The 21,194-nt window shown below is 70.5% G+C and carries 14 protein-coding genes, 1 tRNA gene and 2 pseudogenes; 13 read left to right on the top strand and 4 right to left on the bottom strand.

Annotation, left to right across the window (positions count from 1 at the left end):
* The first annotated feature begins 64 nt into the window (after window positions 1–64).
* From QQK49_RS15765 to QQK49_RS23355, 3 genes and pseudogenes are all read left to right on the top strand, one after another.
* Window positions 65–1,666 (top strand): CYTH and CHAD domain-containing protein, encoded by a 1,602-nt coding sequence (locus tag QQK49_RS15765; RefSeq protein ID WP_284304751.1) that lies wholly within the window; start codon window positions 65–67, stop codon window positions 1,664–1,666.
* 146 nt (window positions 1,667–1,812) lie between these two features.
* Window positions 1,813–2,823: an MCP four helix bundle domain-containing protein gene (locus QQK49_RS15760; protein ID WP_284304750.1), complete on the top strand. Its 1,011-nt coding sequence runs from the start codon at window positions 1,813–1,815 to the stop codon at window positions 2,821–2,823.
* A pseudogene (locus QQK49_RS23355) lies at window positions 2,820–3,439 on the top strand (methyl-accepting chemotaxis protein). Before QQK49_RS15760 ends, QQK49_RS23355 begins: the two are co-directional and overlap by 4 nt.
* Before the next feature lie 240 nt (window positions 3,440–3,679).
* Here the strand turns inward: QQK49_RS23355 and QQK49_RS15745 are convergent.
* Together QQK49_RS15745 and QQK49_RS15740 are read right to left on the bottom strand one after the other, a co-directional pair.
* Window positions 3,680–3,753: transfer RNA gene (locus QQK49_RS15745), tRNA-Gly, on the bottom strand.
* Window positions 3,754–3,935: 182 nt separating this feature from the next.
* Complete coding sequence (locus tag QQK49_RS15740; protein ID WP_284304749.1) at window positions 3,936–5,258, bottom strand: D-alanyl-D-alanine carboxypeptidase/D-alanyl-D-alanine-endopeptidase; 1,323 nt, start codon at window positions 5,256–5,258, stop codon at window positions 3,936–3,938.
* A gap of 263 nt (window positions 5,259–5,521) precedes the next feature.
* Here QQK49_RS15740 and dcd point away from each other — a divergent pair, with 263 nt between their 5' ends.
* From dcd to QQK49_RS15695, 9 genes are all read left to right on the top strand, one after another.
* Complete coding sequence (gene dcd, locus QQK49_RS15735) at window positions 5,522–6,097, top strand: dCTP deaminase (protein WP_284304748.1); 576 nt, start codon at window positions 5,522–5,524, stop codon at window positions 6,095–6,097.
* Between the two features lie 2 nt (window positions 6,098–6,099).
* Window positions 6,100–6,756, top strand: a complete 657-nt coding sequence (locus QQK49_RS15730; protein WP_284304747.1) for an alpha/beta hydrolase family protein — start codon at window positions 6,100–6,102, stop codon at window positions 6,754–6,756.
* A gap of 90 nt (window positions 6,757–6,846) precedes the next feature.
* Window positions 6,847–7,950, top strand: coding sequence for an ABC transporter ATP-binding protein (locus tag QQK49_RS15725; protein ID WP_284304746.1), 1,104 nt, complete (start codon window positions 6,847–6,849; stop codon window positions 7,948–7,950).
* On the top strand, window positions 7,947–8,591 hold the full coding sequence (locus QQK49_RS15720) for an ABC transporter permease (protein ID WP_284304745.1): 645 nt from the start codon (window positions 7,947–7,949) through the stop codon (window positions 8,589–8,591). The genes QQK49_RS15725 and QQK49_RS15720 overlap by 4 nt, the downstream gene beginning before the upstream one ends.
* On the top strand, window positions 8,588–9,334 hold the full coding sequence (locus QQK49_RS15715) for an ABC transporter permease (RefSeq protein ID WP_284304744.1): 747 nt from the start codon (window positions 8,588–8,590) through the stop codon (window positions 9,332–9,334). The genes QQK49_RS15720 and QQK49_RS15715 overlap by 4 nt, the downstream gene beginning before the upstream one ends.
* The gene (locus tag QQK49_RS15710; RefSeq protein ID WP_284304743.1) at window positions 9,331–10,284 is read left to right on the top strand and encodes an ABC transporter substrate-binding protein; all 954 of its coding nucleotides are present in this window, start codon (window positions 9,331–9,333) and stop codon (window positions 10,282–10,284) included. The genes QQK49_RS15715 and QQK49_RS15710 overlap by 4 nt, the downstream gene beginning before the upstream one ends.
* Window positions 10,285–10,375: 91 nt before the next feature.
* Complete coding sequence (locus QQK49_RS15705; protein WP_284305931.1) at window positions 10,376–11,110, top strand: dienelactone hydrolase family protein; 735 nt, start codon at window positions 10,376–10,378, stop codon at window positions 11,108–11,110.
* A gap of 75 nt (window positions 11,111–11,185) precedes the next feature.
* A complete protein-coding gene (locus QQK49_RS15700; protein WP_284304742.1) occupies window positions 11,186–12,955 on the top strand; it encodes an ABC transporter ATP-binding protein in 1,770 nt (589 codons plus the stop codon).
* A gap of 101 nt (window positions 12,956–13,056) precedes the next feature.
* A complete protein-coding gene (locus QQK49_RS15695; RefSeq protein WP_284305930.1) occupies window positions 13,057–14,943 on the top strand; it encodes an ABC transporter ATP-binding protein in 1,887 nt (628 codons plus the stop codon).
* A 40-nt stretch (window positions 14,944–14,983) separates the two neighbouring features.
* On the opposite strand, the gene QQK49_RS15690 is transcribed toward QQK49_RS15695, so the two are convergent.
* Both QQK49_RS15690 and QQK49_RS15685 read right to left on the bottom strand, forming a co-directional pair.
* Window positions 14,984–15,688 (bottom strand): type 1 glutamine amidotransferase domain-containing protein, encoded by a 705-nt coding sequence (locus QQK49_RS15690; protein ID WP_284304741.1) that lies wholly within the window; start codon window positions 15,686–15,688, stop codon window positions 14,984–14,986.
* Window positions 15,689–15,846: 158 nt separating this feature from the next.
* Window positions 15,847–19,793: pseudogene (locus tag QQK49_RS15685) on the bottom strand (heterodisulfide reductase-related iron-sulfur binding cluster).
* 423 nt (window positions 19,794–20,216) lie between these two features.
* Between QQK49_RS15685 and cysK the strand changes: the two are divergent.
* Window positions 20,217–21,152: a cysteine synthase A gene (gene cysK, locus QQK49_RS15680; protein ID WP_284304740.1), complete on the top strand. Its 936-nt coding sequence runs from the start codon at window positions 20,217–20,219 to the stop codon at window positions 21,150–21,152.
* Window positions 21,153–21,194: the final 42 nt, after the last annotated feature.

Here is a 21,194-nt window from a genome sequence, read left to right as displayed (position 1 = left end):
CGATCCCGCCGGACGTGGGAGAATGGCGGATACTTTTCCGCCAGGTGAACGTGAGGTGAACGACGTGAGCGACGTCGGGGTCGGCCCGGAGATCGGGATCGAACAGGAGATCAAGCTCGAGGTGCCACGTCGTTGGACGATGCCGCGGCTGGAGGGTATCGGGCGGGTCGCCTCGGTCGAGGGGCCGCGGCGGATGACCCAGTCGGCGACGTATCTCGACACGCTCGACCTCGACCTGCTGCGCGCCCGGCACACCCTGCGTCGGCGCACGGGCGGCAGCGATGCCGGGTGGCACCTCAAGACGCCCGGCGACGGGGACGGGCGCGTCGAACACCGGCTGCCGCTCGGGCGTTCCGCGGCGATCGTCCCGGCCGAACTGCACGCGATCGTGGCGCCGCTGGTGGACGGCGACGCTCTGGTGCCGGTGGCGACGCTCCGCACCCGCCGCACGCGCCGGTCCCTGCTCCACGACGGCGGACGGGTCCTCCTGCTCGTCGAGGACGACGCCGTCGAGGCGACCACCTACGTCGACGGTGAGCGCGTCCACCGCTGGCGGGAGATCGAGGTCGAACTCGTCGACGGAACGGCCGAGGATCTCGCGGCGGTCAGGGATGCCCTGGTCGCGAAGGGTCTCGCCGTCTCCGACAGCCCCAGCAAGCTTTCGCGAGCCCTGGCCGAACCGCTCGCGCGCCTGGGGGAGGCCGCGAGCGGGACGTCCTCGGAGAAGAAGGGGTCGAAGAAGAAGCGCAAGGGCGCGAAGGATCCGGCGGCGCCGGAGAGCCGGAGCGCCGGTGAGGTCGTGCTGGCCTACCTCGCCGCCCAGGTGGGTGTGCTGCAGTCCTCCGAGCAGGCCCTGCGTGAGAACGCTCCCGACGCGGTGCACAAGGCCCGGGTCGCCACCCGCCGGCTGCGCAGCACGCTCAAGTCCTACCGCGCGTTGATCGACCGGGTCGAGACCGACCCCCTGCGCGCCGAGATCAAGTGGCTCACCGGTGCACTGGGTGACCCCCGCGACGGCGAGGTCATGCTGGAGCGGATCTCGGGACTGCTGGACTCCCTCGAGCCGGACCTGATCGTCGACCGCGCCGACCGCGACATGCGTGCCGCGCTGACGGACGAGCACGAGCGGGCGCATGCCCGCATGGTCAAGGCGCTGGACTCGACACGGTACGAGCGGCTCATGGGCGACCTCGTAGACCTGTTGTTGCACCCGCCGCTCTCCGAGCGCGCCACGGGGCCTTCGTCGGCCGTGCTCCCCAAGCTCGTCGCCAAGGCGTCGGCCAAGGTCGTCCGTCAGGCCGAGGCCGCCGAGGCGATGCCCGAGGGTGCCGAGCGCGACGAGGCGATCCACGAGGTGCGCAAGCTGGCCAAGGCGGCCAGGTACGCCGCCGAGGCAGCCGGTGCCGCCGCGGGCGGTGAGGCCAAGGCCGTCGTCTCTGCGTGGAAGGACCTGCAGGAAGCCCTCGGCGATCACCAGGACAGCGTCGTCTCGCGCGGTGTCGTGATGCGCCTCGCTGCGGACGCGCGCAAAGCCGGTCGCGAGACCTTCACCTACGGAGTGCTCGCGGAGCGCGAGTACGCCGTGGCCCGCAGTGTCGAAGAGCGGTACAAGCCGCTGCTGGAGGGCGCCATCGCGGCGGCGGGCAAGGTCGGCACGAAGGGGTGACCCGGCGCATCCGGATCACGAGCCATCTCGTCCGGATGGTGGACAAACGGCTCAGTGTACGCCTCTCCCCGCCGATGGAGTAGGTGTTCGGGGGACGGTGCCACTCCGACGCGCCCACACACCGGCCCGCCCGTCAAGGAGGCGTCATGCCCCACGCCAGTGACACCGACTCCCGCGGCGGATTCCGCCGACGCGTGGACGACCTCAGCACGCTCACCAAGGTCATCAGCGCCGTCGCGCTCGCCGGGCTCGCGGCCGTCGGCATCGCGCTCTCGGGGGTGACGGGCATCAACACCGTCGCGAACCTCAACGAGCAGACCTTCAACCGCGACGTGGACGGCCTGTCGAAGGCGGACGCCCTCGACGTCGGCTACTGGCGGATGCGGTTCCTCAGCGCGAGCATCGCCCTCGAGCAGGACCCGACGCGCAAGAAGACCTTCACCGACGAGCGCGCTCAGGTCATCGAGACCCTCCGCGCCGAATCGGCGGCGTTCGCGCAGCGCGGCGACCTCACCGATGAGGAGCGGGCACTCGGTCAGCGCATCCAGGCGAACGTCGAGGCCTACGTCGAGCGGCTCGCGACGGCCGACCAGCTCTTCGCCGACGGCAAACCGGCCGAGGCCAACGCCTACCGCGCCAAGGAACTCGCCCCCACGGGCAAGGAGGTCGCCGACTCCCTCGACCGCATCGTCGAGATGAAGATGGAGACGGCGCGACAGCAGGCGCAGGCGACGCAGGAGACCGCGCGTCAGGCGCTCGTGCTCATCGTCGTGATCGCCGTGGTCGGGCTGTTGCTGGCGCTGCTGCTCGCCCGGTGGGTCGCCGCCCGGATCGTGCGTGGTCTGCGCAGCGTCGAGGCGGTCTCGACCGCGGCCGCCGAGGGGGATCTCTCGCAGCGCACCGGCATCCACTCCCGCGACGAGGTCGGTACCGCGGCCGAGGCCATCGACACCGCTCTGGAGAAGATCGGGGCCTTCATCACGCAGGTGGAGGGGATGGGCCGGCGGGTCTCCCGGTCCGCCGGTGACCTCGACGACGCCGCCAAGTCGGTGCTCTCGACCAGCGAGGCGGCGGCCCGCGAGGCCGGGGGATCGCCGAGTCGGCCGGTGAGGTCAACCGCAACATCGAGACGGTCGCCGCGGGCACCGAGGAGATGACGGCGAGCATCCGCGAGATCGCGAAGAGCGCGAACGACGCGGCCGGGGTGGCCTCCTCCGCGGTGCACGTCGCCGACCGGACGAACACGACCGTGGCCAAGCTCGGCGAGTCCAGCATCGAGATCGGCAACGTGGTCAAGACGATCACGGGCATCGCCGAGCAGACCAACCTCCTCGCGCTGAACGCCACCATCGAGGCAGCCCGCGCGGGGAGGCAGGCAAGGGCTTCGCCGTCGTCGCCAACGAGGTCAAAGACCTGGCCCAGGAGACCGCGAAGGCCACCGAGGACATCGGCCGCCGCGTCGAGGCGATCCAGCTCGACACCGAGGCCGCCGTCGCCGCCATCAGCGAGATCTCCTCGATCATCGCCCAGATCAACGACACCCAGAGCACCATCGCCTCGGCCGTGGAGGAGCAGACCGCCACGACGAACGAGATGGGGCGCAACGTCACCGACGCCGCCTCCGGGGCGGGCATCATCGCCACGGGCATCGGCTCGATCGCCCAGGGCGCGAAGGGCTCGAAGAGTGCGCTGGAGGAGATGTCGTCCTCGTTCACCGACCTGCGCGAGCTGAGCGACGAACTGAACCGGCGCGTGTCGACCTTCCGGGTCTGAGGGCGAGGCCGGACGGAGGTCTCGGCCGACGAAGAACAACACCGACAACATGCATCAGTGGGAGATTTTCGTCGGTGCAGGTCAGAGGCCTGGCCTCTGCTGCGGGGTGGCGTCGATGTTGTCGGTGTTGTTCTTCCTCCGACCGGCCCGCCTCCACGACGGGCGGGTGGATGGCGCGAGCGTCGGCGTGACAACGCAAGGAGGGCCGCACCGATTCGGTGCGGCCCTCGTTGTTCGTCCTGGAGCGAGTGACGGGAATCGAACCCGCGTATCAAGCTTGGGAAGCTTGTGTTCTACCATTGAACTACACTCGCGTTTTCGCAGGTCAACCCTTGTTTCCACCCTCTGACCCTGCTGTGGTTCGACCTGGCTGGTGACCGTGGTCGACCCGGTGCGGGGCGTGGTGAGAACCGGGGTCGGCGCTCGCGTGGGTAGCAGTCTACGACACGACGTGGCCGGTCAGAGAACCGGCCGGACTACCGGTCGGGCGACCGCGTCAGCGACACCCGACGGTCGCCGTGGCGAGGGTGTCGACCGCGCCGCGCACCGAGGAGGTCCGCGTGTTGCCGTTCTGGATGAATGCGAAGGCGCGCGTGTGTCCGTCGGTGCCCTGGGCGATGCCGGCGAGGGCCACGGCGTCGCCGAGGGTGCCGGTCTTGGCCAGCACCTTGCCGACGGCGCACCGCTGAGCGGTGGCCTTGTACCGCGTGCGCAGCGTCCCGGTCTGGCCCGAGCGCGGCATGGCGCCGTACGCGAAGGCCACCCGGCGCATCTGCGGGTCGTCCCACATCCGGTCGACCGTGGTGACCAGGGTGCGCACCGGCATGCGGTTCGACCGCGACAGTCCCGATCCGTCCCGGTTGACGTAGCCGCTCAGAGGGATGCCCGCCGCGGCCAGCGTCGAGCGCTGGTGCGCCAGGGAGTTCGCCCACGTGGGGTAGCGGCCGGACTCCAGGGCCGCGATGCGCAGCAGGTACTCCGCGTAGTCGTTGTTGCTCACCGACAGCATCGTGGAGACCAGCGACGACACCGGACGCGACCAACTCTCGCCGAGTTGGGTGGACTGCCGCGGTGTCACCCCCGCGCCGCCGACCCGGGTGTTCACGCCGGCCTTCTGCAGATGCGCGGCGAAGGTGTTGGCGGCCGCGATCGACCCGTTCGAGCCGCGATACCCCGCCAGCGTCAGCCCGCGGACGTGCTGCACCTCCTTGCCGCTGATGTAGCTGCTCTTCCAGCCCGTCGCGTTCGTGGGGGCCGGGAACGCGGAGGCGTCCGCGTAGAGCGTGACCGAGGTCCGGCCCTGCGCGCGTAGCCCGGCGGCCGTACGGTCGGCGAGGGTCTTGAGCTTGGCCGGCGTGAGCGAGGGGTCGCCCGCGCCGCGCAGGTACACGTTGCCGGGCACGGCCGGACTCTGGAACACGCGGGTCACGAGCTGCGTGCCGGGCGAGGTGGAGGACAGCACGGTGAACGCCGTCATGACCTTCTGCGTGGAGGCGGGCATCCGCGCCGTCGCGGTGCGCGTCGACCACAGCACCTGACCGCTCGCCTCGTCGAGGACGATCCCGGAGAACCCGGTGCCCAGATAGCGGCTCCTGGCGCCCCCGTTGAGGCGTGAGGTCATCGCCGACGGCGCGCTCACCCGTGCTCGGAGCGCGGTGGTCCTCGACTGCCGCGCAGCGTCGGTCGAGGTCGAGGTCGAGGTCGAGGTCGAGGTCGAGGTCGTACTGGTCGCGGCGGTCGCCGGAGCGGCGACGGCGGCGACGCCGGAGGAGAGCAGGGTGATGGTGACGGCGCTGACCGTCGCGGTGCGCAGGCGCATGGGATTCCTCGGTGTCGCGGAGAGGCTCGGCCCGCTCGATCGCTCGAACGGGACGAATCGGCGTGCGAGGTCCCCCCGCAGCACCAGCCGCCCCAGGGGACGACGTCGTTTCGTGTGCGCTCGCAGCCATCCCTTCGGCGACCCGGGGACGGCCCTGAGCGATCCGCGACGTCCAAGGGGTGCCGCGAGGGTGTCAGGGGGCGGTCATCGCTCGGAGCTCGCCGACGTTCTGCACCGAGGCCGCCACGGTAACGTGTCTGTCCGTGCTGCTCTCCGATCGCGACATCAAGGCCCAGGTCGACGCCGGGCGGGTCCGCCTCACCCCTTACGACGAGGGGATGGTCCAGCCCTCGAGCATCGACGTCCGGCTCGATCGGTACTTCCGGCTGTTCGACAACCACAAGTACCCCTACATCGATCCCGCGGAGGAGCAGCCCGATCTCACGCGGCTGGTGGAGGTCGAGTCCGACGACGCGTTCGTCCTGCATCCGGGTGAGTTCGTGCTGGGGTCCACCTACGAGACGGTGTGCCTGCCCGACGACATCGCGGCCCGCGTCGAGGGCAAGTCCTCCCTCGGTCGCCTGGGGCTGCTCACCCACGCCACCGCCGGTTTCGTCGACCCGGGCTTCGACGGGCACGTCACCCTCGAGCTCAGCAACGTCGCGACGCTGCCCATCAAGCTCTACCCGGGGATGAAGATCGGCCAGCTCTGCTTCTTCCAGTTGTCCTCGCCGGCCGAGCACCCCTACGGCAGCCCGGTCTACCGGTCGCACTACCAGGGGCAGCGCGGCCCGACGGCCAGCCGCTCCTTCGCCGGATTCACCAAGTCCGTCGTGTAGCCGTGTCCCGCATCCTCCGCCGGCACCCGCTGCGTCGGCCGGCGCACACCGTGCATCGCGGGGATCGGCCCGTCGAGGCCGTCGTCGTCACCCTGCACGGAGGCCCCGAGCGCGGGTTCTCCACCACTGCCCCCTGGAGCGCGCCCTACCTGCGCCTCTTCCCGTTCGGGCGCCGGATCCGCGAGCTGTCCGAGGATCGCATCGCCGTGGTGCGGGTCCGGCACACCCAGACCGGGTGGAACGGTGGGGAGCAGACCACACTCGGCCAGGTGCGCTGGCTGCTGGGCGACCTCTCCGAACGCGTCGCCCACCTGCCCATCGGGCTCCTCGGGCACTCGCTCGGCGGGCGGACGGCGCTCGCGGCCGCCGGGCACGAGCAGGTGCGCAGCGTCGTCGCGCTCGCGCCGTGGGTGACCGAGCACGACCGGGACCACGTAGAGCATCTGCTCGGCCGGTCGGTCCTCCTCGTCCAGGGCGATCGGGACCGCGAGTGCCCGCCCGAACACGCCCGCGAGTTCGTCGACCGGCTCCGGGCAGCCGGCGGTGACGTGCGCTACGAGGAACTCCACAACTGCGGACACCTCATGCTGCGCCGCGCAGCGCAGTGGCACGACCTCGCCGCCGAGCATCTGATCTCCACGCTCCTGCGACCGGCCTGATCTCCCCGCCGGCCCCGGGAATCCCCCTGGGCCCGAAGGCGGGAGGCCCATGACGCGCGATTGTCGGTGGTGGCCGATACGTTGGAGCGCATGATCCGGTTCGACCGCGTCACCAAGACGTATCCGGGCGGCACGGTCGCCGTCGATGACCTCACCCTGGAGGCACCCCGTGGACAGATCACGGTGCTGGTGGGGCCCTCGGGCTGTGGCAAGACCACCTCGTTGCGCTTGGTCAACCGCATGGTCGAGCCCACCTCGGGCACGATCACCCTCGACGGTACCGACACCGGGTCCATGTCGGCCACCGAGCTGCGGCGGGGCATCGGGTACGTCATCCAGCACGGCGGCCTGTTCCCGCACCGCACGGTCGAGCACAACGTCATGACCGTGCCCAAGCTGCTCGGCTGGTCCACCGACAAGGCCCGCACGCGCGCCCGCGAGCTGCTCGAGGTCGTGGGCCTGGCCCCCGAACTCGCCGGGCGCTACCCCGCGCAGCTCTCCGGCGGCCAGCAGCAGCGGGTGGGCGTGGCCCGCGCGCTCGCGGCCGACCCGCCGGTGCTCCTCATGGACGAGCCGTTCAGCGCCGTCGACCCGGTGGTGCGCGACGCGCTGCAGGACGAACTGCTCACCCTGCAGGCGCAACTGCACAAGACGATCCTGCTGGTCACCCACGACATCGACGAGGCCGTCAAGCTCGGCAACCAGGTCGCGGTGCTCCGGGTCGGAGGTGAGTTGGCCCAGGTCGACGCCCCCGCCCGCCTGCTGGCCGAGCCGGCCGACGACTTCGTCGCCGACTTCGTCGGACGCGACCGGGGGTATCGCTCGCTCGCGTTCCAGGCCGCCGACGTGCCGCTGCACCGTGAGCACACGATCCGTCTGGGCGAGACCGTCGAGGACGCCTCGGACTGGCAGCTCGTCGTCGATGACGACGGCCGGCCACAGGGGTGGGTCCGGGCCGGATCGCTCGTCGGTCGTCCGGTCGGCAAGGACGACCTGCGGCTCGGCGGCACCCTGGCCGGGCAGGGCGGCACGCTGCGCGCCCATCTCGACGCGGCGCTGTCCTCCCCGAGCCGGCGCGGTGTCGTCGTCGACGGCGACGGGGTCCTCGTGGGCATCGTGCATCCGGGTGAGGTCCTCGCCGCGATCGAGGCGGCCGGCCGGGCCGGTGTCGCCGACGACGGTGAGCCCGCATGACCTGGCTGCCCGACAACCTCGACACGGTCGCCCAGCTCGCCTGGGCGCACGTGCAGCTCGCCGGTCTGCCCCTGCTGATCGGGTTGGTGCTGGCGCTGCCGCTGGGCTGGATCGCCCACCGCTGGAGTGCGATCCGCCCGTTCCTCGTCGTCGGGGCCGGGCTGCTCTACACCATCCCCTCGCTGGCGCTCTTCGTGCTCATGCCGTTGCTGCTGGGCACCCGCATCCTCGACCCGATCAACGTCGTCGTCGCGATGACGGTGTACACCCTGGCCCTGCTGGTGCGCACGGTCGCCGACGGCTTCGACTCGGTTCCCGAGCACGTCAAGGCCGCCGCCACGGCCATGGGGTACGGGCGGGTGGCGCGCGCCCTGCGGGTCGAGCTGCCGCTGGCAGTGCCGGTGATCGCCGCGGGTCTGCGGGTGGCGTCGGTGAGCAACGTCAGCATCGTCAGCGTCGCCTCCCTCATCGGCGTGGCCCAGCTGGGCAACCTGCTCACCGACGGGTACGCCCGGGCCTTTCCCGAGGTGCTCGTCGTCGGCATCGTCGCCACCCTGGTGCTGGCGTTGCTGTTCGACCTCGCCATCGTCGTGGCCTCGCGGCTGATGACGCCGTGGACACGGGTGGGAGCCGCGTCGTGATCGACCGTCTCCTCGCCTGGCTCGGCGACCCGGCCACGTGGTCGGGATCCGAGGGCATCCTCGCCCGCACGGGGGAGCACCTCGTGTACTCCCTCGTGGTGCTGGTCATCGCCGGTCTCGTGGCCATTCCCCTCGGCCTGGCCATCGGGCACACCGGCCGGGGCAGGTGGCTCATCAGCACCACGAACGCGGCCCGCGCCATCCCGAGCCTCGGCCTGCTGTTCGCGTTCGCCCTCTGGCTCGGGCCCCGCCTGGAGTCCGACCTGGCGTTCGTGCTGCCCAGCCTCATCGTTCTCGTCATCCTCGCGATGCCGCCGCTGCTCTCGGGCGCCTACGCCGGGGTGGAGGCGGTCGACCCCGCCGCTCGCGACGCCGCGCACGGTGTCGGCATGACCCGACGCCAGGTCCTCACCGGCGTCGAACTGCCCTGCGCGCTGCCGCTATTGCTCTCCGGGGTCCGCAGCGCCACCCTGCAGGTCGTCGCCACGGCCACGATCGCCTCCTACATCAGCCTCGGCGGGCTCGGCCGCTTCCTCATCGACGGGCTCGCGGCCTCCGACTACGCCCAGGTCGCCGGAGGCGCGCTGCTCGTCGCGCTGCTGGCCCTCGTCCTCGACGGACTGCTCGCGCTGCTCACGCGGCTCGTCGTCTCACCCGGCCTGCGCGCCGACGCCCGACCCCGACGCCGCGATCGACGTCCTGATCCCCGCCCCACACCCTCCGGCAGAAAGGCCATCCCATGACGACGACCTCCTCCACCCGCACGGCCACCCGGCGCAGGCTCGGTGCCGCGGTCGCCCTCGTCGCGACGATGACGGCTGCCGCGTGCGGCGGCGGCTCCGACCCGCTGGCCGAAGAGCCCGCTCCCGGCGCGAGCGGATCGGCGGCCGGCGGCACGGTGACGGTCGGTTCGGCCGACTTCTCCGAATCCAAGCTGCTGGCCCACGTCTACACGACCGCGCTCAAGGCCCAGGGCATCCAGGTCGCCCAGCCGCGCCTCGGGATCGGTGCTCGCGAGGCCTACATCAAGGGCATGACCGACGGCTCGATCAACGTCATCCCCGAGTACACCGGCGCCCTGGCCTCCTACTACGACCAGGAGTACGCGGGCACCGACCCCAACGAGGTCTACGAGCACCTCAAGTCCGTCCTGCCCGCGGAGCTGACCGTGCTGCGGCCCAGCGCGGCCGAGAACAAGGACTCCATCACCGTCACCCGGCAGACCGCCGAACAGCAGTCGCTGCGCACGGTCAGCGACCTGGCCACCAAGGCGGGGGAGCTCACCCTCGGGGCACCGCCGGAGTTCAAGGCCCGCCGCCAGGGCATCCCCGGCCTCAAGTCCGTGTATGCGGTCGAGTTCGGTCAGGTGCGCGAGCTGGGTGGGCAGGCGTTGATCCAAGCGCTCGTCAACGGGCAGGTCGACGCCGCCAACGTCTTCACCACCGACCCCGCCTACGTGCAGCACGAACTGGTCGCTCTCGAGGACGACAAGGGGCTGTTCGGCAGCCAGAACGTCGTGCCGCTGGTGTCCAAGGAGGTCGCGCAGAACTCGGCGGTCACCGAGACGCTGGACCGTGTCTCCGACGCTCTGACCACCCAGGACCTGCAGGAGATGCTCACCAAGGTCGACGTCGAGCGTCAGGACCCGGCCGCCGTCGCCCAGGAGTTCGTCACGGCCAAGCAGTTGGGCTGAGCCGGTCACGCCGGCCGAGCACAGCCGGGGTGCGGTGCGCGCAGCCCTTGCGGTCTTCGCGCAGGTGTCGTAGGCAGGAGTCGTGAACGAGATGCTGAGGATCACGACCGACGCGGGTGAGGCCGAGGCCTACCTCTCGCGACCCGACGACCAGCCGCACCCCGGCGTGCTGTTCTTCATGGACGCCAACGGCGTGCGTGAGCGCACCAAGGAGATGGCCGACCGCATCGCCTCGTGGGGTTACGTGGTGCTGCTGCCGAACGTCTTCTACCGCGAGGGGTCGATCGAGGAGCTCGCGCCCACGACCGACCTGCGCGACCCCGACAACCGTGCGGCGTTCATGAAGGTGGCCTCGCCACGGGTGCAGGGCTACACCCCGGATCTGTCGAACGCCGACGTCCCGTTCTGGTTCGACACGCTCGGGCGGTACGCGACGACCCCGATCGGCACGGTCGGGTTCTGCATGGGTGCGCGCCTGGCGATCCGCGCCGCCGCCGAGCGTCCCGAGGAGGTCGCGGCCGTCGCGGGGTTCCACGGGGCCAACCTCGTGGAGGACTCGGAGAACAGCCCGCACCGCCTCGTCGCCGGCACCCGCGCCGCGTACCTGTTCGGTCACGCCGACCAGGACAAGCTCAACCCGCCGGAGTCGATCGAGGAGCTGGACCGGTGCCTGGAGAGCGCCGGGAGGGACGTCACCAGCGCCGTCTACCCCGACGCTCCCCACGGCTTCACCATGTCCGACACCGCCTCTTACCAGGAGGCCGGAGCCGAGCGGGCGTTCGCCGAGCTGGAGGCGTTGCTCGCGCGAACCCTCGGGAATCACTGAGACTTCGCCGGCCCGAAGGGCCCACCTCACCTGCTGGACGCGCGGGCTGTCGGTGGATACCTGCATGATTGAGACGTGCTCATGCGTCTCCTGCGCCGCTACCTGGCCCCCTACCGCGGGCTGCTCGCGGTGGTCGCCCTGCTCCAGCTCGGGTCGACCTTCGCCGCGCTCTGGCTGCCGGCGCTCAACGCCGACATCATCGACAACGGCGTCGCACGGGGGGACATCGAGCACATCTGGGACGTCTCGATCCTCATGCTGCTGGCCTCCATCATCCAGATCGCGTGCTCGTGCGGCGCCGTCTGGGCGGGGGCCAACGTCGCGATGAGCCTGGGTCGCGACGTGCGGGCCGACGTGCTCGACGCCGTCATGGGCTTCTCGGCCCGCGAGGTGGCGAGGTTCGGCGCGCCCTCGCTGATCACCCGCAACACCAACGACGTCCAGCAGGTGCAGCAGCTCGTCGTCATGGGCGCCATCATGCTGGTCAGCGCCCCGATCATGATGGTCGGCGGCGTGGTCATGGCCCTGCGTGAGGACGTCGGGCTGTCGTGGCTCGTCGCGGTCGCCGTCCCGGTCCTCCTGGCCGCCGTGCTGCTCATCATCCGCCGGATGGTCCCGCTGTTCCGGCAGCAGCAGACGCGCATCGATGCGGTCAACCGGGTGATGCGCGAGCAGATCACCGGGTTGCGGGTCGTGCGCGCGTTCACCCGGGAGGACGCCGAACGGCAGCGGTTCGGCGTGGCCAACGAGGAGCTCACCGACACCACGCTGGCCGTCGGGCGCCTCATGGCGCTGATGTTCCCCATCGTCATGGCCGTGATGAACCTGTCGACGGTCGCCGTCATCTGGTTCGGGGGCCTGCGGGTCGACGCGGGCGAGATGCAGATCGGCTCGCTCTTCGCCTATCTCACCTATCTCATCCAGATCCTCATGAGCGTCATGATGGCCACGATGGTCTCGACGATGATCCCGCGGGCGGCGGTGTCCGCGGACCGCATCGGCGAGGTACTGGCCGAACGCACGAGCGTCGTGGCGCCGAAGAGCCCGGTGCCGCTCAGAGACCTGCGCGGTGAGGTCGAGTTCGTCGACGTCTCCTTCACCTACCCCGGTGCCGAGGCGCCCGTGCTCGACCGGATCTCCTTCTCCGCGCGGCGCGGCACGACGACGGCGGTCGTCGGGAGCACCGGATCGGGCAAGACGACGCTGGTCAAGCTTTTGCCGCGATTGTTCGACGCCACCGGCGGCAGCGTGCGTCTCGACGGGGTCGACGTGCGCGACATCGACCCCGAGCAGTTGTGGTCCAGGGTCGGGCTCGTGCCGCAGAAGCCCTACCTGTTCAGTGGCACGGTGGCGTCCAACCTGCGCTTCGGGCGCCCCGATGCCACCGACGAGGAGCTGTGGGCGGCGCTCGAGGTGGCTCAGGCCGACGACTTCGTCTCGGCCTACGCCGACGGGCTCGAGCACCCCATCTCCCAGGGCGGGACCAACGTCTCCGGCGGTCAGCGGCAGCGGCTCTGCATCGCCCGGGCGTTGGTGGCCCGGCCCGAGCTGTACCTGTTCGACGACTCGTTCTCCGCCCTCGACGTCGCCACCGACGCCCGACTGCGGGCCGCGCTCGCGCCCTGGGTGGCCGACGCGACCGTCATCGTCGTGGCCCAGCGCGTCTCCACCATCGCCACGGCCGATCAGATCCTCGTCCTCGACGGCGGGCGTCTCGTCGGCGTCGGCACCCACGACGAACTCCTCGACACCTGTCGGACCTACCAGGAGATCGTGTCCTCCCAGTTGCGGGTCTCCGACGCCGAGATCGAGAGCCCGGCGACCACGGGGGAGGTCACGCCGTGAGCACCGCTGTGGATTCGGCCTCCCCCGATCGGGAGCCGACGATCGACGAGCAACAGGTCGCCAAGGCCGCACGGCGCCAAGGCGGGCGACACCCCGGCGGGATGAACGTGCCGGCGGAGAAGTCGATGGACTTCTTCGGATCGGGGCGGCGACTGCTGGGGCGTCTCGCGCCGGTGCGACTCCAGGTCCTCGCGGCCGTCGTCCTCAGCGTCGCGAGCGTCGCCCTGGCGGTGCTGGGTCCCAAGGTGCTGGGCCGCGCCACCGACCTGTTGTTCGCCGGTGTCATCGGAGCGAGGCTGCCGGCCGGGCAGTCCAAGGACCAGGTCGTCGCGGGTCTGCGTGGGCAGGGGCAGGACAACTTCGCGAACATGGTCGCGGCCATGGATCTGGTTCCGGGGCAAGGAGTCCCGTTCGACGAGATCGGCCGAGTGCTGCTCGTCGTCGTCGGCCTGTACGCGGCGTCCTCGGTGCTCATGTGGATCTCGGCCCTCATCGTCAACAACGTCTCGATGGTGACGATGCGGCGGATGCGCTCCGACGTCGAGGACAAGCTCCACCGCCTACCGCTCAGCCACGTCGACCGCCAGCCGCGTGGTGAGCTGCTGAGCCGCGTCACCAACGACATCGACAACCTCGGACTGAGCCTGCAGCAGACCCTCGGTCAGCTGCTCAACGCCCTGGTCACCGTGGTCGGCATCCTCATCATCATGCTGTGGATCAGCCCGCTGCTCACCCTCATCGCGCTGACGGCGATCCCGCTGTCCATGATCGTCCTGGGCGTCATCGCCAAACGCAGCCAGAAGCTGTTCGTGCGGCAGTGGGAGCGCACGGGCGTCTTCAACGGACAGATCGAGGAGGTCTTCACCGGACACGAACTCGTCACGGTGTTCGGTCGGCGTCAGGAGGCCGTGGCCTCGGCGATGCGCACCAACCAGGAGTTGTACCAGGCGACCTTCGGGGCGCAGTTCGTGTCGGGCCTGATGATGCCGGCGATGATGTTCATCGGGAACATCTCCTACGTGCTCGTGGCCGTCGTCGGCGGGGTCCAGGTGGCCACCGGGTCGATGACGCTCGGCAACGTGCAGGCGTTCATCCAGTACTCCCGCCAGTTCACCCAACCGCTCTCGCAGGTGGCGTCGATGGCCAACCTGCTGCAGTCGGGTGTGGCGTCGGCGGAGCGGGTCTTCGAGCTGTTGGATGCGCCCGAGCAGGAGCAGGAGCGCACCCACGCGCAGCTGTCGGACCGTGCCCGTGGGCGCATCGAGTTCGACGACGTGACGTTCAGCTACGACCCTGCCCAACCCCTCATCGACGGCCTCGATCTCGTCGCGGAGCCCGGTCAGACCGTGGCCATCGTGGGCCCGACCGGTGCCGGCAAGACGACCCTGGTCAACCTCATCATGCGGTTCTACGAGCTGGACTCCGGCCGCATCACCCTCGACGGTGTCGACATCACCGACATGTCGCGGCGCCAGTTGCGCAGCCGGATCGGCATGGTGCTGCAGGACACGTGGATCTTCAAGGGCACCATCCGCGACAACATCGCCTACGGGCGGCCCGAGGCCACCGAGGACGAGATCCGGGAGGCGGCGGAGGCCACCTACGTCGACCGGTTCGTCCAGCACCTGCCGGACGGCTACGACACGATGCTCGACGACGAGGGCGGCAACATCTCCGCGGGGGAGAAGCAGCTCATCACGATCGCACGGGCGTTCCTCGCCCAGCCGAGCCTGCTCATCCTCGACGAGGCCACCTCGAGCGTCGACACCCGCACGGAGGTCCTGCTGCAGCAGGCCATGGCGGCGCTGCGCAGCGAGCGGACGAGCTTCGTCATCGCGCACCGTCTGTCGACGATCCGCGACGCCGATCTCATCCTCGTCATGGAGCAGGGCAGCATCGTCGAGCAGGGCACCCACGAGGCGCTCCTCGCGGCAGGCGGCACCTTCGCCCGCCTGCACGCCGCCCAGTTCGCCGGCCAGGAGACGTAACCAGCGCGGACGCGACCACCCGGGCAGGCGCGTCCGGTCGTCAGCGAAGCTTCTTGAGCACCGCTTTGGCGACGGCCTTGGCGCTCATGGGGTTCTGCCCGGTGATGAGGCGACCGTCGGTGACGACGTTCTTCGCCATCGGACGCAGCGCCTTGTCGTACTTGGCGCCGCGCTGCTTGAGGGCCTTCGACAGGTCGAACGGGACCGCGTCGGCGCGTCCGGCGAGCTTCTCCTCGGGCCAGGAGAACCCCGTGACCTTGCGCTTGGCCACGAGCGGGCGGCCCTTCGTGTCCGTGGCCTCGAGCAGGCCGGCCGGTCCGTGGCAGACGGCCGAGACGACCTTGTCCTGCGCCCAGAAGTCGGAGACCAGTCGCGCCAGCGCAGGGTCCGTGAAGTCGTACATGGTGCCGTGCCCGCCGGTCAGGTAGATCGCGTCGAAGTCGAGGGCGCGCAGCGTGGACACCGCGGGGGTGTCGCGCAGCAGGTCCATGAAGGCCCGGTCGGCGTAGCGCTTCTTGGTGCCGCCCTGCGCGAGCATGATCGTCGACAGACTCTCGGGATCCAGGGGGACGAAGCCGCCGTCGATGCTCGCGATGACCACCTCGTGCCCGGCGTCGGTCACGACGTCGTAGAAGTGGGTGAGTTCGCCCAGCCACAGGCCCGTGCGGTACCCGGTGGTGCGGTACTCGTCGACGCTCGTGGTCACGGCGAGCACGCGCTTGCGGGATTTCTGCTTCGGCATCATCGGCCCCTTCCGGCTCGGTGTCTCCTGCTCCTATTCCCCGTCGGCCGGGAGCGAAAACACCTGCTGCCGGACAACGGAAAACCCGGAGGGTGGCGCTGAGACCGGATGCCAGTGCCTCCGATGTCAACGCCACCCTCCGGGTTCGAGGTGGACGAGAGCTATGACCCGCCGAGGATCTTCAGCGCCTCGGACGCGGCGATCGGCTTGCCTCCCGCCGCCTCCTGCAGACGTGCCCATGCGCCGGTGTCGACCCTGGCCGGCGCGGATGCCGGAGCCTTCGGTGCGTCACCGTCGGATGCGGCTTCGGGTGCCGGTGCCGCCTCCGGGGTGGGTGAGGCCGCCGGGGTCTCGGTCTCTGCCGGTGCCGCCGGTTCCGTCGTCACCGTCGCCGCGGACGCCGGGGTCGTCTCGGTCGACGCGTCCTCGGTCGGGGCCTGCGCCGTCTCCGGCTGCGCGGACGGGGTGGCCTCGGCCTCCGGCTGCGCCGGTGCCTCCGGCTCGTCCGCTGCCGGGGCGGCCATGCCGCCGAGGAGGGCCAGCGCCTCCGAGGCGGACATCCTGCCGCTCGGCATCTCCACCCGCTTCGTCGGTGCAGGCTTCGCGGGAGCGCTCTGCGTGACGGCCGGCTGGCACGTCGCCGGAGCGCTCGCGGCGGTCGTCTCGGTGGTCGGCTGCGGTCGCGCCTCGGCCTCGTCGGTCGTGGCGGACTCCGTGGCGACCGGCTCGGGCTCGGGCTCCGGCGCTGCGGCCGACTCGGGAGCAGCGGCCTGCGTCTCCGGCTCGGAAGCCGGAGCAGTGTCGGCCGGTGCCGTGTCGACAGGCTCGGCCTCGGCCGGTGCGGTGTCGGCCGCCGCGTCCGGTTCGGATGTGGCAGCCGGGGCCTGGGCCTGCATCATCGCCAGGGCCTCGGAGGCCGACATCTTGCCCTTGGGCATCTCCACCGGCGCCTTGCGTGCCGCCGGAGCCGGTGTGGCTGCGGACTTCTGCGCGGCAGGTTCCGCCGCCGGCTCGGTCGTCGAAGGTGTCGGCGTCGTGTCCTGCACGGCAGGTGCCGCCTCGGGAGTGGACGCGGCGTCGTCGGCAACGGTCTTGGCCGGCTCCTCCTGGGTGGCGGATGCCGTCGGTGCCGCCTTCTGCGCTTCGGGCTCGGCGGCGGGCGCCTGGGCCTGCATCATCGCGAGGGCGTCGGCGGCGGACATCTTGCCCTTGGGCATCTCCGCCTTGGGAGCCGGAGCCGCGGGAGCGGAGCTCTGCCCTGCCTGCGCGTCCGCGTCTGCGGGAGTGGTCGCCTCCGCCGTGGGCTCGGGCGCCGCGTCCTTCTTCTCCGGCGTCTGGGCGGTACCAGCAGCGGCCCCACCCATCATGGCGAGGGCGTCGGCGGCCGACATCTTGCCCTTGGGCATCTCGGCCTTGGGCGCCTCGGCGGCCTCCGACGTGGCCGCAGCCGGCTGGGACGCGGTGGTCTCCGCCGCCGGGGTCGCCTCGGCCGTGGCCTCGGGGGCCTTCGTGTCGGCGTCGTCGCTCTGAGAGCCCTGAGCCTGCATCATCGCCAGCGCGTCGGCGGCCGACATCTTGCCGCCCTTCGCGGGAGCCTGGGCCGGCTGTTCCTGCTCGGCGGGGGCGGGTTCGGTCGCCTGCTCCGCGCGGGCCTCGTCGGCGGCCTTCGCGGTCGCGTCGGAGGTCTCGACCTCGGGCGAACCGCCCTCGGCAGCCTCCTCCTTCGCGGCCTCGACGTCCTCGGCGGGGGCCGACGCGGCGGCCGTGCCCGTCTGTCCGGCGGCGTCGGGAGTGTCGACGTCGGACTCGTCGGGCGTCTCACCGCGACGGACGGCGGCCAGCAGCATCTGCGCGACGTCGACGACCTCGACCTCCTCGCGGGCGGTGTCCTCCGACTGCATGGCGGTCAGGCCGTCGGTGAGCATGACGCGACAGAAGGGGCAGCCGACCGCGATCCGGTCGGCGCCGGTCTCGACGGCCTCCGCGGTGCGGTTGAGGTTGACCCGGGTGCCGAGGTTCTCCTCGGCCCACATGCGGGCACCACCGGCGCCACAGCAGAACGACTTCATGCCGTGCCGCGGCATCTCACGCAGCTCGACGCCCGGCAGCGCGCCGATGAGCTCGCGCGGCGGCGCGTACACGTCGTTGTGCCGGCCGAGGTAGCAGGGGTCGTGGTAGGTGACCGTGGCGGCCGTGGACTGGACCTTCTTGGCCGTCGACAGACCCGGGTGTTCCTCGGGCCGTGAGACCGGCACGAGCCGCTTCTCGCGGACGAGGCGGTTGAGGAGCTGCGTGTGGTGCAGCACCTCGTACTGCCCACCGTTCTGCGGGTATTCGTTGCGCAGCGTGTTGAAGCAGTGCGCGCAGGTGACGACGATCTTCTTCGCCCCGACCTCGTTGAGCATCTCGACGTTCTGCGCCGCGAGCATCTGGTAGAGGATCTCGTTGCCGGCCCGTCGGGCGGAGTCGCCGGTGCAGGCCTCGCCCTCACCGAGCACCGCGAACGACACGTCGGCCTCGTGCAGCAGCTCCGCCACCGCGCGCGTCGTCTTCTTGGCCCGGTCCTCGAACGCGCCCGCACAGCCCACCCAGAAGAGGTAGTCGACATCGCCGAGGTCCTCGACGTCGACACCGACGACCGGGATGTCGAACTCGAGCCCCTTGGCCCAGTCGAGGCGCATCTTGGGCGCCATGCCCCACGGGTTCTGCTTGGACTCCAGGTTCTTGAACAGCCCACCGAACTCGGCGGGGAACGCGGACTCGATGAGCACCTGGTGGCGACGCATGTCGACGATGGCGTCGACGTGCTCGATGTCGACGGGGCACTGCTCGACGCAGGCGCCGCAGGTCGTGCACGACCAGAGCACGTCGGAGTCGATGATCGCGTCGGGCCCGAGGGCGTCGTAGGCGCCGAGCGGGTGATCCGACTCGTACCCGGTGGCGCCGACGAGCGGCACCTCGGCGAGCTTGCGGGTGTGTTCGGGCAGACCCCGGCGATCCTCGGCGGAGGCGCGCAGCCACGGCGCCATCTCGTTCGCGTGGTCGCGAAGGGTCATCATGAGCATCTTCGGCGACAGCGGCTTGTCGGTGTTCCACGCCGGGCACTGACTCTGGCAGCGGCCGCACTCGGTGCAGGTGGAGAAGTCGAGCATCTGCTTCCACGTGAAGTCCTTCACGTGGCCGGCGCCCATCGAGAGGGCCGGCTCGTCCTCGTCCTCGGTCTCCTCCTCGGCGGCCTCCATGATCTCTTCGAGGTTCTCGGCCGTGACGGCCTGCCCGTTCACCTGCATGGGCTGCAACGCACCGAGGGAGGTGCGGCCGTCGGCGTGACGCTTGAACCAGATGTTGAAGAACGCGAGGAACCGGTGCCAGGCCACACCCATCGTCGGGGTGAGCGAGACGACGATCATCCAGGTGAACGACACGAGGATCTTGATCGCCGCGACGACGATGATCGACTCCCGCAGCCACTCCTCCGACAACGGCGACCAGATGAAGCTCAGCCAGTAGGTCAGCGGGAAGTGCAGCAGGAGGTTCATGTCCGGGTCGGTGTACCGGTAGAGAGCGGCCTCCTGGCTCCGCAGCGAGATGATGCAGATCGTGACCAGCAGGATGATGATCTCGACGAAGTAGGCCTGGCCCCAGTTGGATCCGAAGAAGCGGCTGCGACGCCCCTGCTCGCCGGCCGCGCTGCGCGGGTGGTTCTTCTGGCGGATCGCGATGAGCGCGACGATGCCGATCATGGTGCCCCAGGCGAGGATCTCGATGAGCCACTCGTACGGGGGAAGTGGCCGATGATCGGCAGCGCGAACTCGGGCCAGACGAGCTGGAAGAACGCGTTGACCAGCGTCGAGAAGAGCACCAGGAAGCCCAGTGCGGTGAACCAGTGGGCGATCGCGACCACCGGGAGCCGCGCCATGCGCGTGTGCCCGAGGAACTCACGGAGCAGCGTGGCCGTGCGTGTCGCCGGCCGGTCGGTGCGGCTGCGATCCGGTGCGCCCGTTCGATAGAGGGACGTGTACCGGTAGACCTGCCGGAAGAGCAGGACCCATCCGATCGTCGGGATGACGAGACAGAGGCCGATCGCCGTGATCTGCAGGGCCGACATGGGCAGCGGGGCTGACATGGGCAAATGATACGAACTCAGATGGCGAAATGCGGTCCTCACGTGGTGAGCAACCCTTGTCGCGGGTCGATTCACCCTGCGGCGGGCCTGTCCGGTGCGTCCGGTTCCCGCAGCGACGTGGTGGTTCGCCGTCCGTCAAGTGACTTGCGGGTAACCGGACCTGTGAGCGGCGTCACGCCCCGCGGTCGACCCACGCCCCGACCCGTGTCTCGTATCGCGGATGCCGGGCGCGGGTGGCCGAGGCGCCGCGACCATAATCGAGTGTTGGAATATCGATAAGTCCCGGAGTGTTGCCAACGTCGATGCGCCCGGGACCGCCCGGGCCGTGCGGACCGTCCGAAGAACCGTCGGAAACATGGTCGGCCCGCGACGCCCACTCTTCAGACTCGACGGAAGGCTCCATCAGTGCCCATTCATGACGACGTCACCAAGCTCATCGGCAACACGCCGCTCGTCCGCGTCAAGCGCGCCCTGCAGGGGGTCGACGACTCGACGATCGTGGCGGCCAAGCTCGAGTTCTACAACCCGGCGAACTCGGTGAAGGACCGCATCGGTGTGGCCATCGTCGACGCCGCGGAGGCCTCGGGTGAGCTCAAGCCCGGCGGCACCATCGTCGAGGCGACCAGCGGCAACACCGGGATCGCGCTCGCGATGGTCGGCGCTGCCCGCGGGTACGACGTCGTGCTGGCCATGCCCGAGACGATGAGCGCCGAGCGCAAGGCGCTGCTGCGCGCGTTCGGCGCCGAGCTGGTGCTCACCCCCGGTGCCGAGGGCATGCGCGGTGCGGTGGAGAAGGCCGAGCAGATCGCCGCGGAGCGCGGTGGCATCCTCGCCCGTCAGTTCGCCAACGAGGCCAACCCCCGGATCCACGCCCAGACCACGGCGGAGGAGATCTGGAAGGACACCGACGGCGAGGTCGACATCGTCATCGCCGGAATCGGTACCGGCGGCACGATCACCGGCGTCGGTCGCGTGCTCAAGGAGCGCAAGCCCGAGGTCAAGCTCGTGGCCGTCGAGCCCAAGGAGTCGCCGATCCTCAACGGCGGCAAGCCCGGTCCGCACAAGATCCAGGGCATCGGCGCCAACTTCGTGCCCGAGATCCTCGACACCGACATCTACGACGAGGTGCTCGACATCGACATCGACGCCTCCGTCGAGTTCGCGCGCAAGGCCGCGACGCAGGAGGGTCTGCTGGTCGGTCTGTCCTCCGGTGCGGCCCTCGCCGCCGCCCAGCAGGTGGCGCAGCGTCCCGAGAACAAGGGCAAGACGATCGTCGTCATCATCCCCTCCTTCGGCGAGCGCTACCTGTCCACGGTGCTCTTCGACGGTCTGCGCGACTGACCGCCGCCACCTCCGCACCCACCCGACCCCGACCAGAGGACG

The sequence above is a fragment of the Mobilicoccus caccae genome (assembly GCF_030161635.1).
GTDB classification, from domain to species: Bacteria; Actinomycetota; Actinomycetes; order Actinomycetales; family Dermatophilaceae; genus Mobilicoccus; species Mobilicoccus caccae.
The sequence above is the reverse complement of the archived record's forward strand: the minus strand, read 5'-3'. Positions and strand labels throughout refer to the sequence as shown.

Excerpts from the sequence above, each read along its gene's own strand:
- QQK49_RS15760 (WP_284304750.1), top strand. The coding sequence starts at position 1,813 with ATGCCCCACGCCAGTGACACCGACTCCCGCGGCGGATTCCGCCGACGC.
- QQK49_RS15740 (WP_284304749.1), bottom strand. The coding sequence starts at position 5,258 with ATGCGCCTGCGCACCGCGACGGTCAGCGCCGTCACCATCACCCTGCTC.
- QQK49_RS15725 (WP_284304746.1), top strand. The coding sequence starts at position 6,847 with ATGATCCGGTTCGACCGCGTCACCAAGACGTATCCGGGCGGCACGGTC.
- QQK49_RS15720 (WP_284304745.1), top strand. The coding sequence starts at position 7,947 with ATGACCTGGCTGCCCGACAACCTCGACACGGTCGCCCAGCTCGCCTGG.
- QQK49_RS15710 (WP_284304743.1), top strand. The coding sequence starts at position 9,331 with ATGACGACGACCTCCTCCACCCGCACGGCCACCCGGCGCAGGCTCGGT.
- QQK49_RS15705 (WP_284305931.1), top strand. The coding sequence starts at position 10,376 with ATGCTGAGGATCACGACCGACGCGGGTGAGGCCGAGGCCTACCTCTCG.
- QQK49_RS15695 (WP_284305930.1), top strand. The coding sequence starts at position 13,057 with ATGAACGTGCCGGCGGAGAAGTCGATGGACTTCTTCGGATCGGGGCGG.
- QQK49_RS15690 (WP_284304741.1), bottom strand. The coding sequence starts at position 15,688 with ATGATGCCGAAGCAGAAATCCCGCAAGCGCGTGCTCGCCGTGACCACG.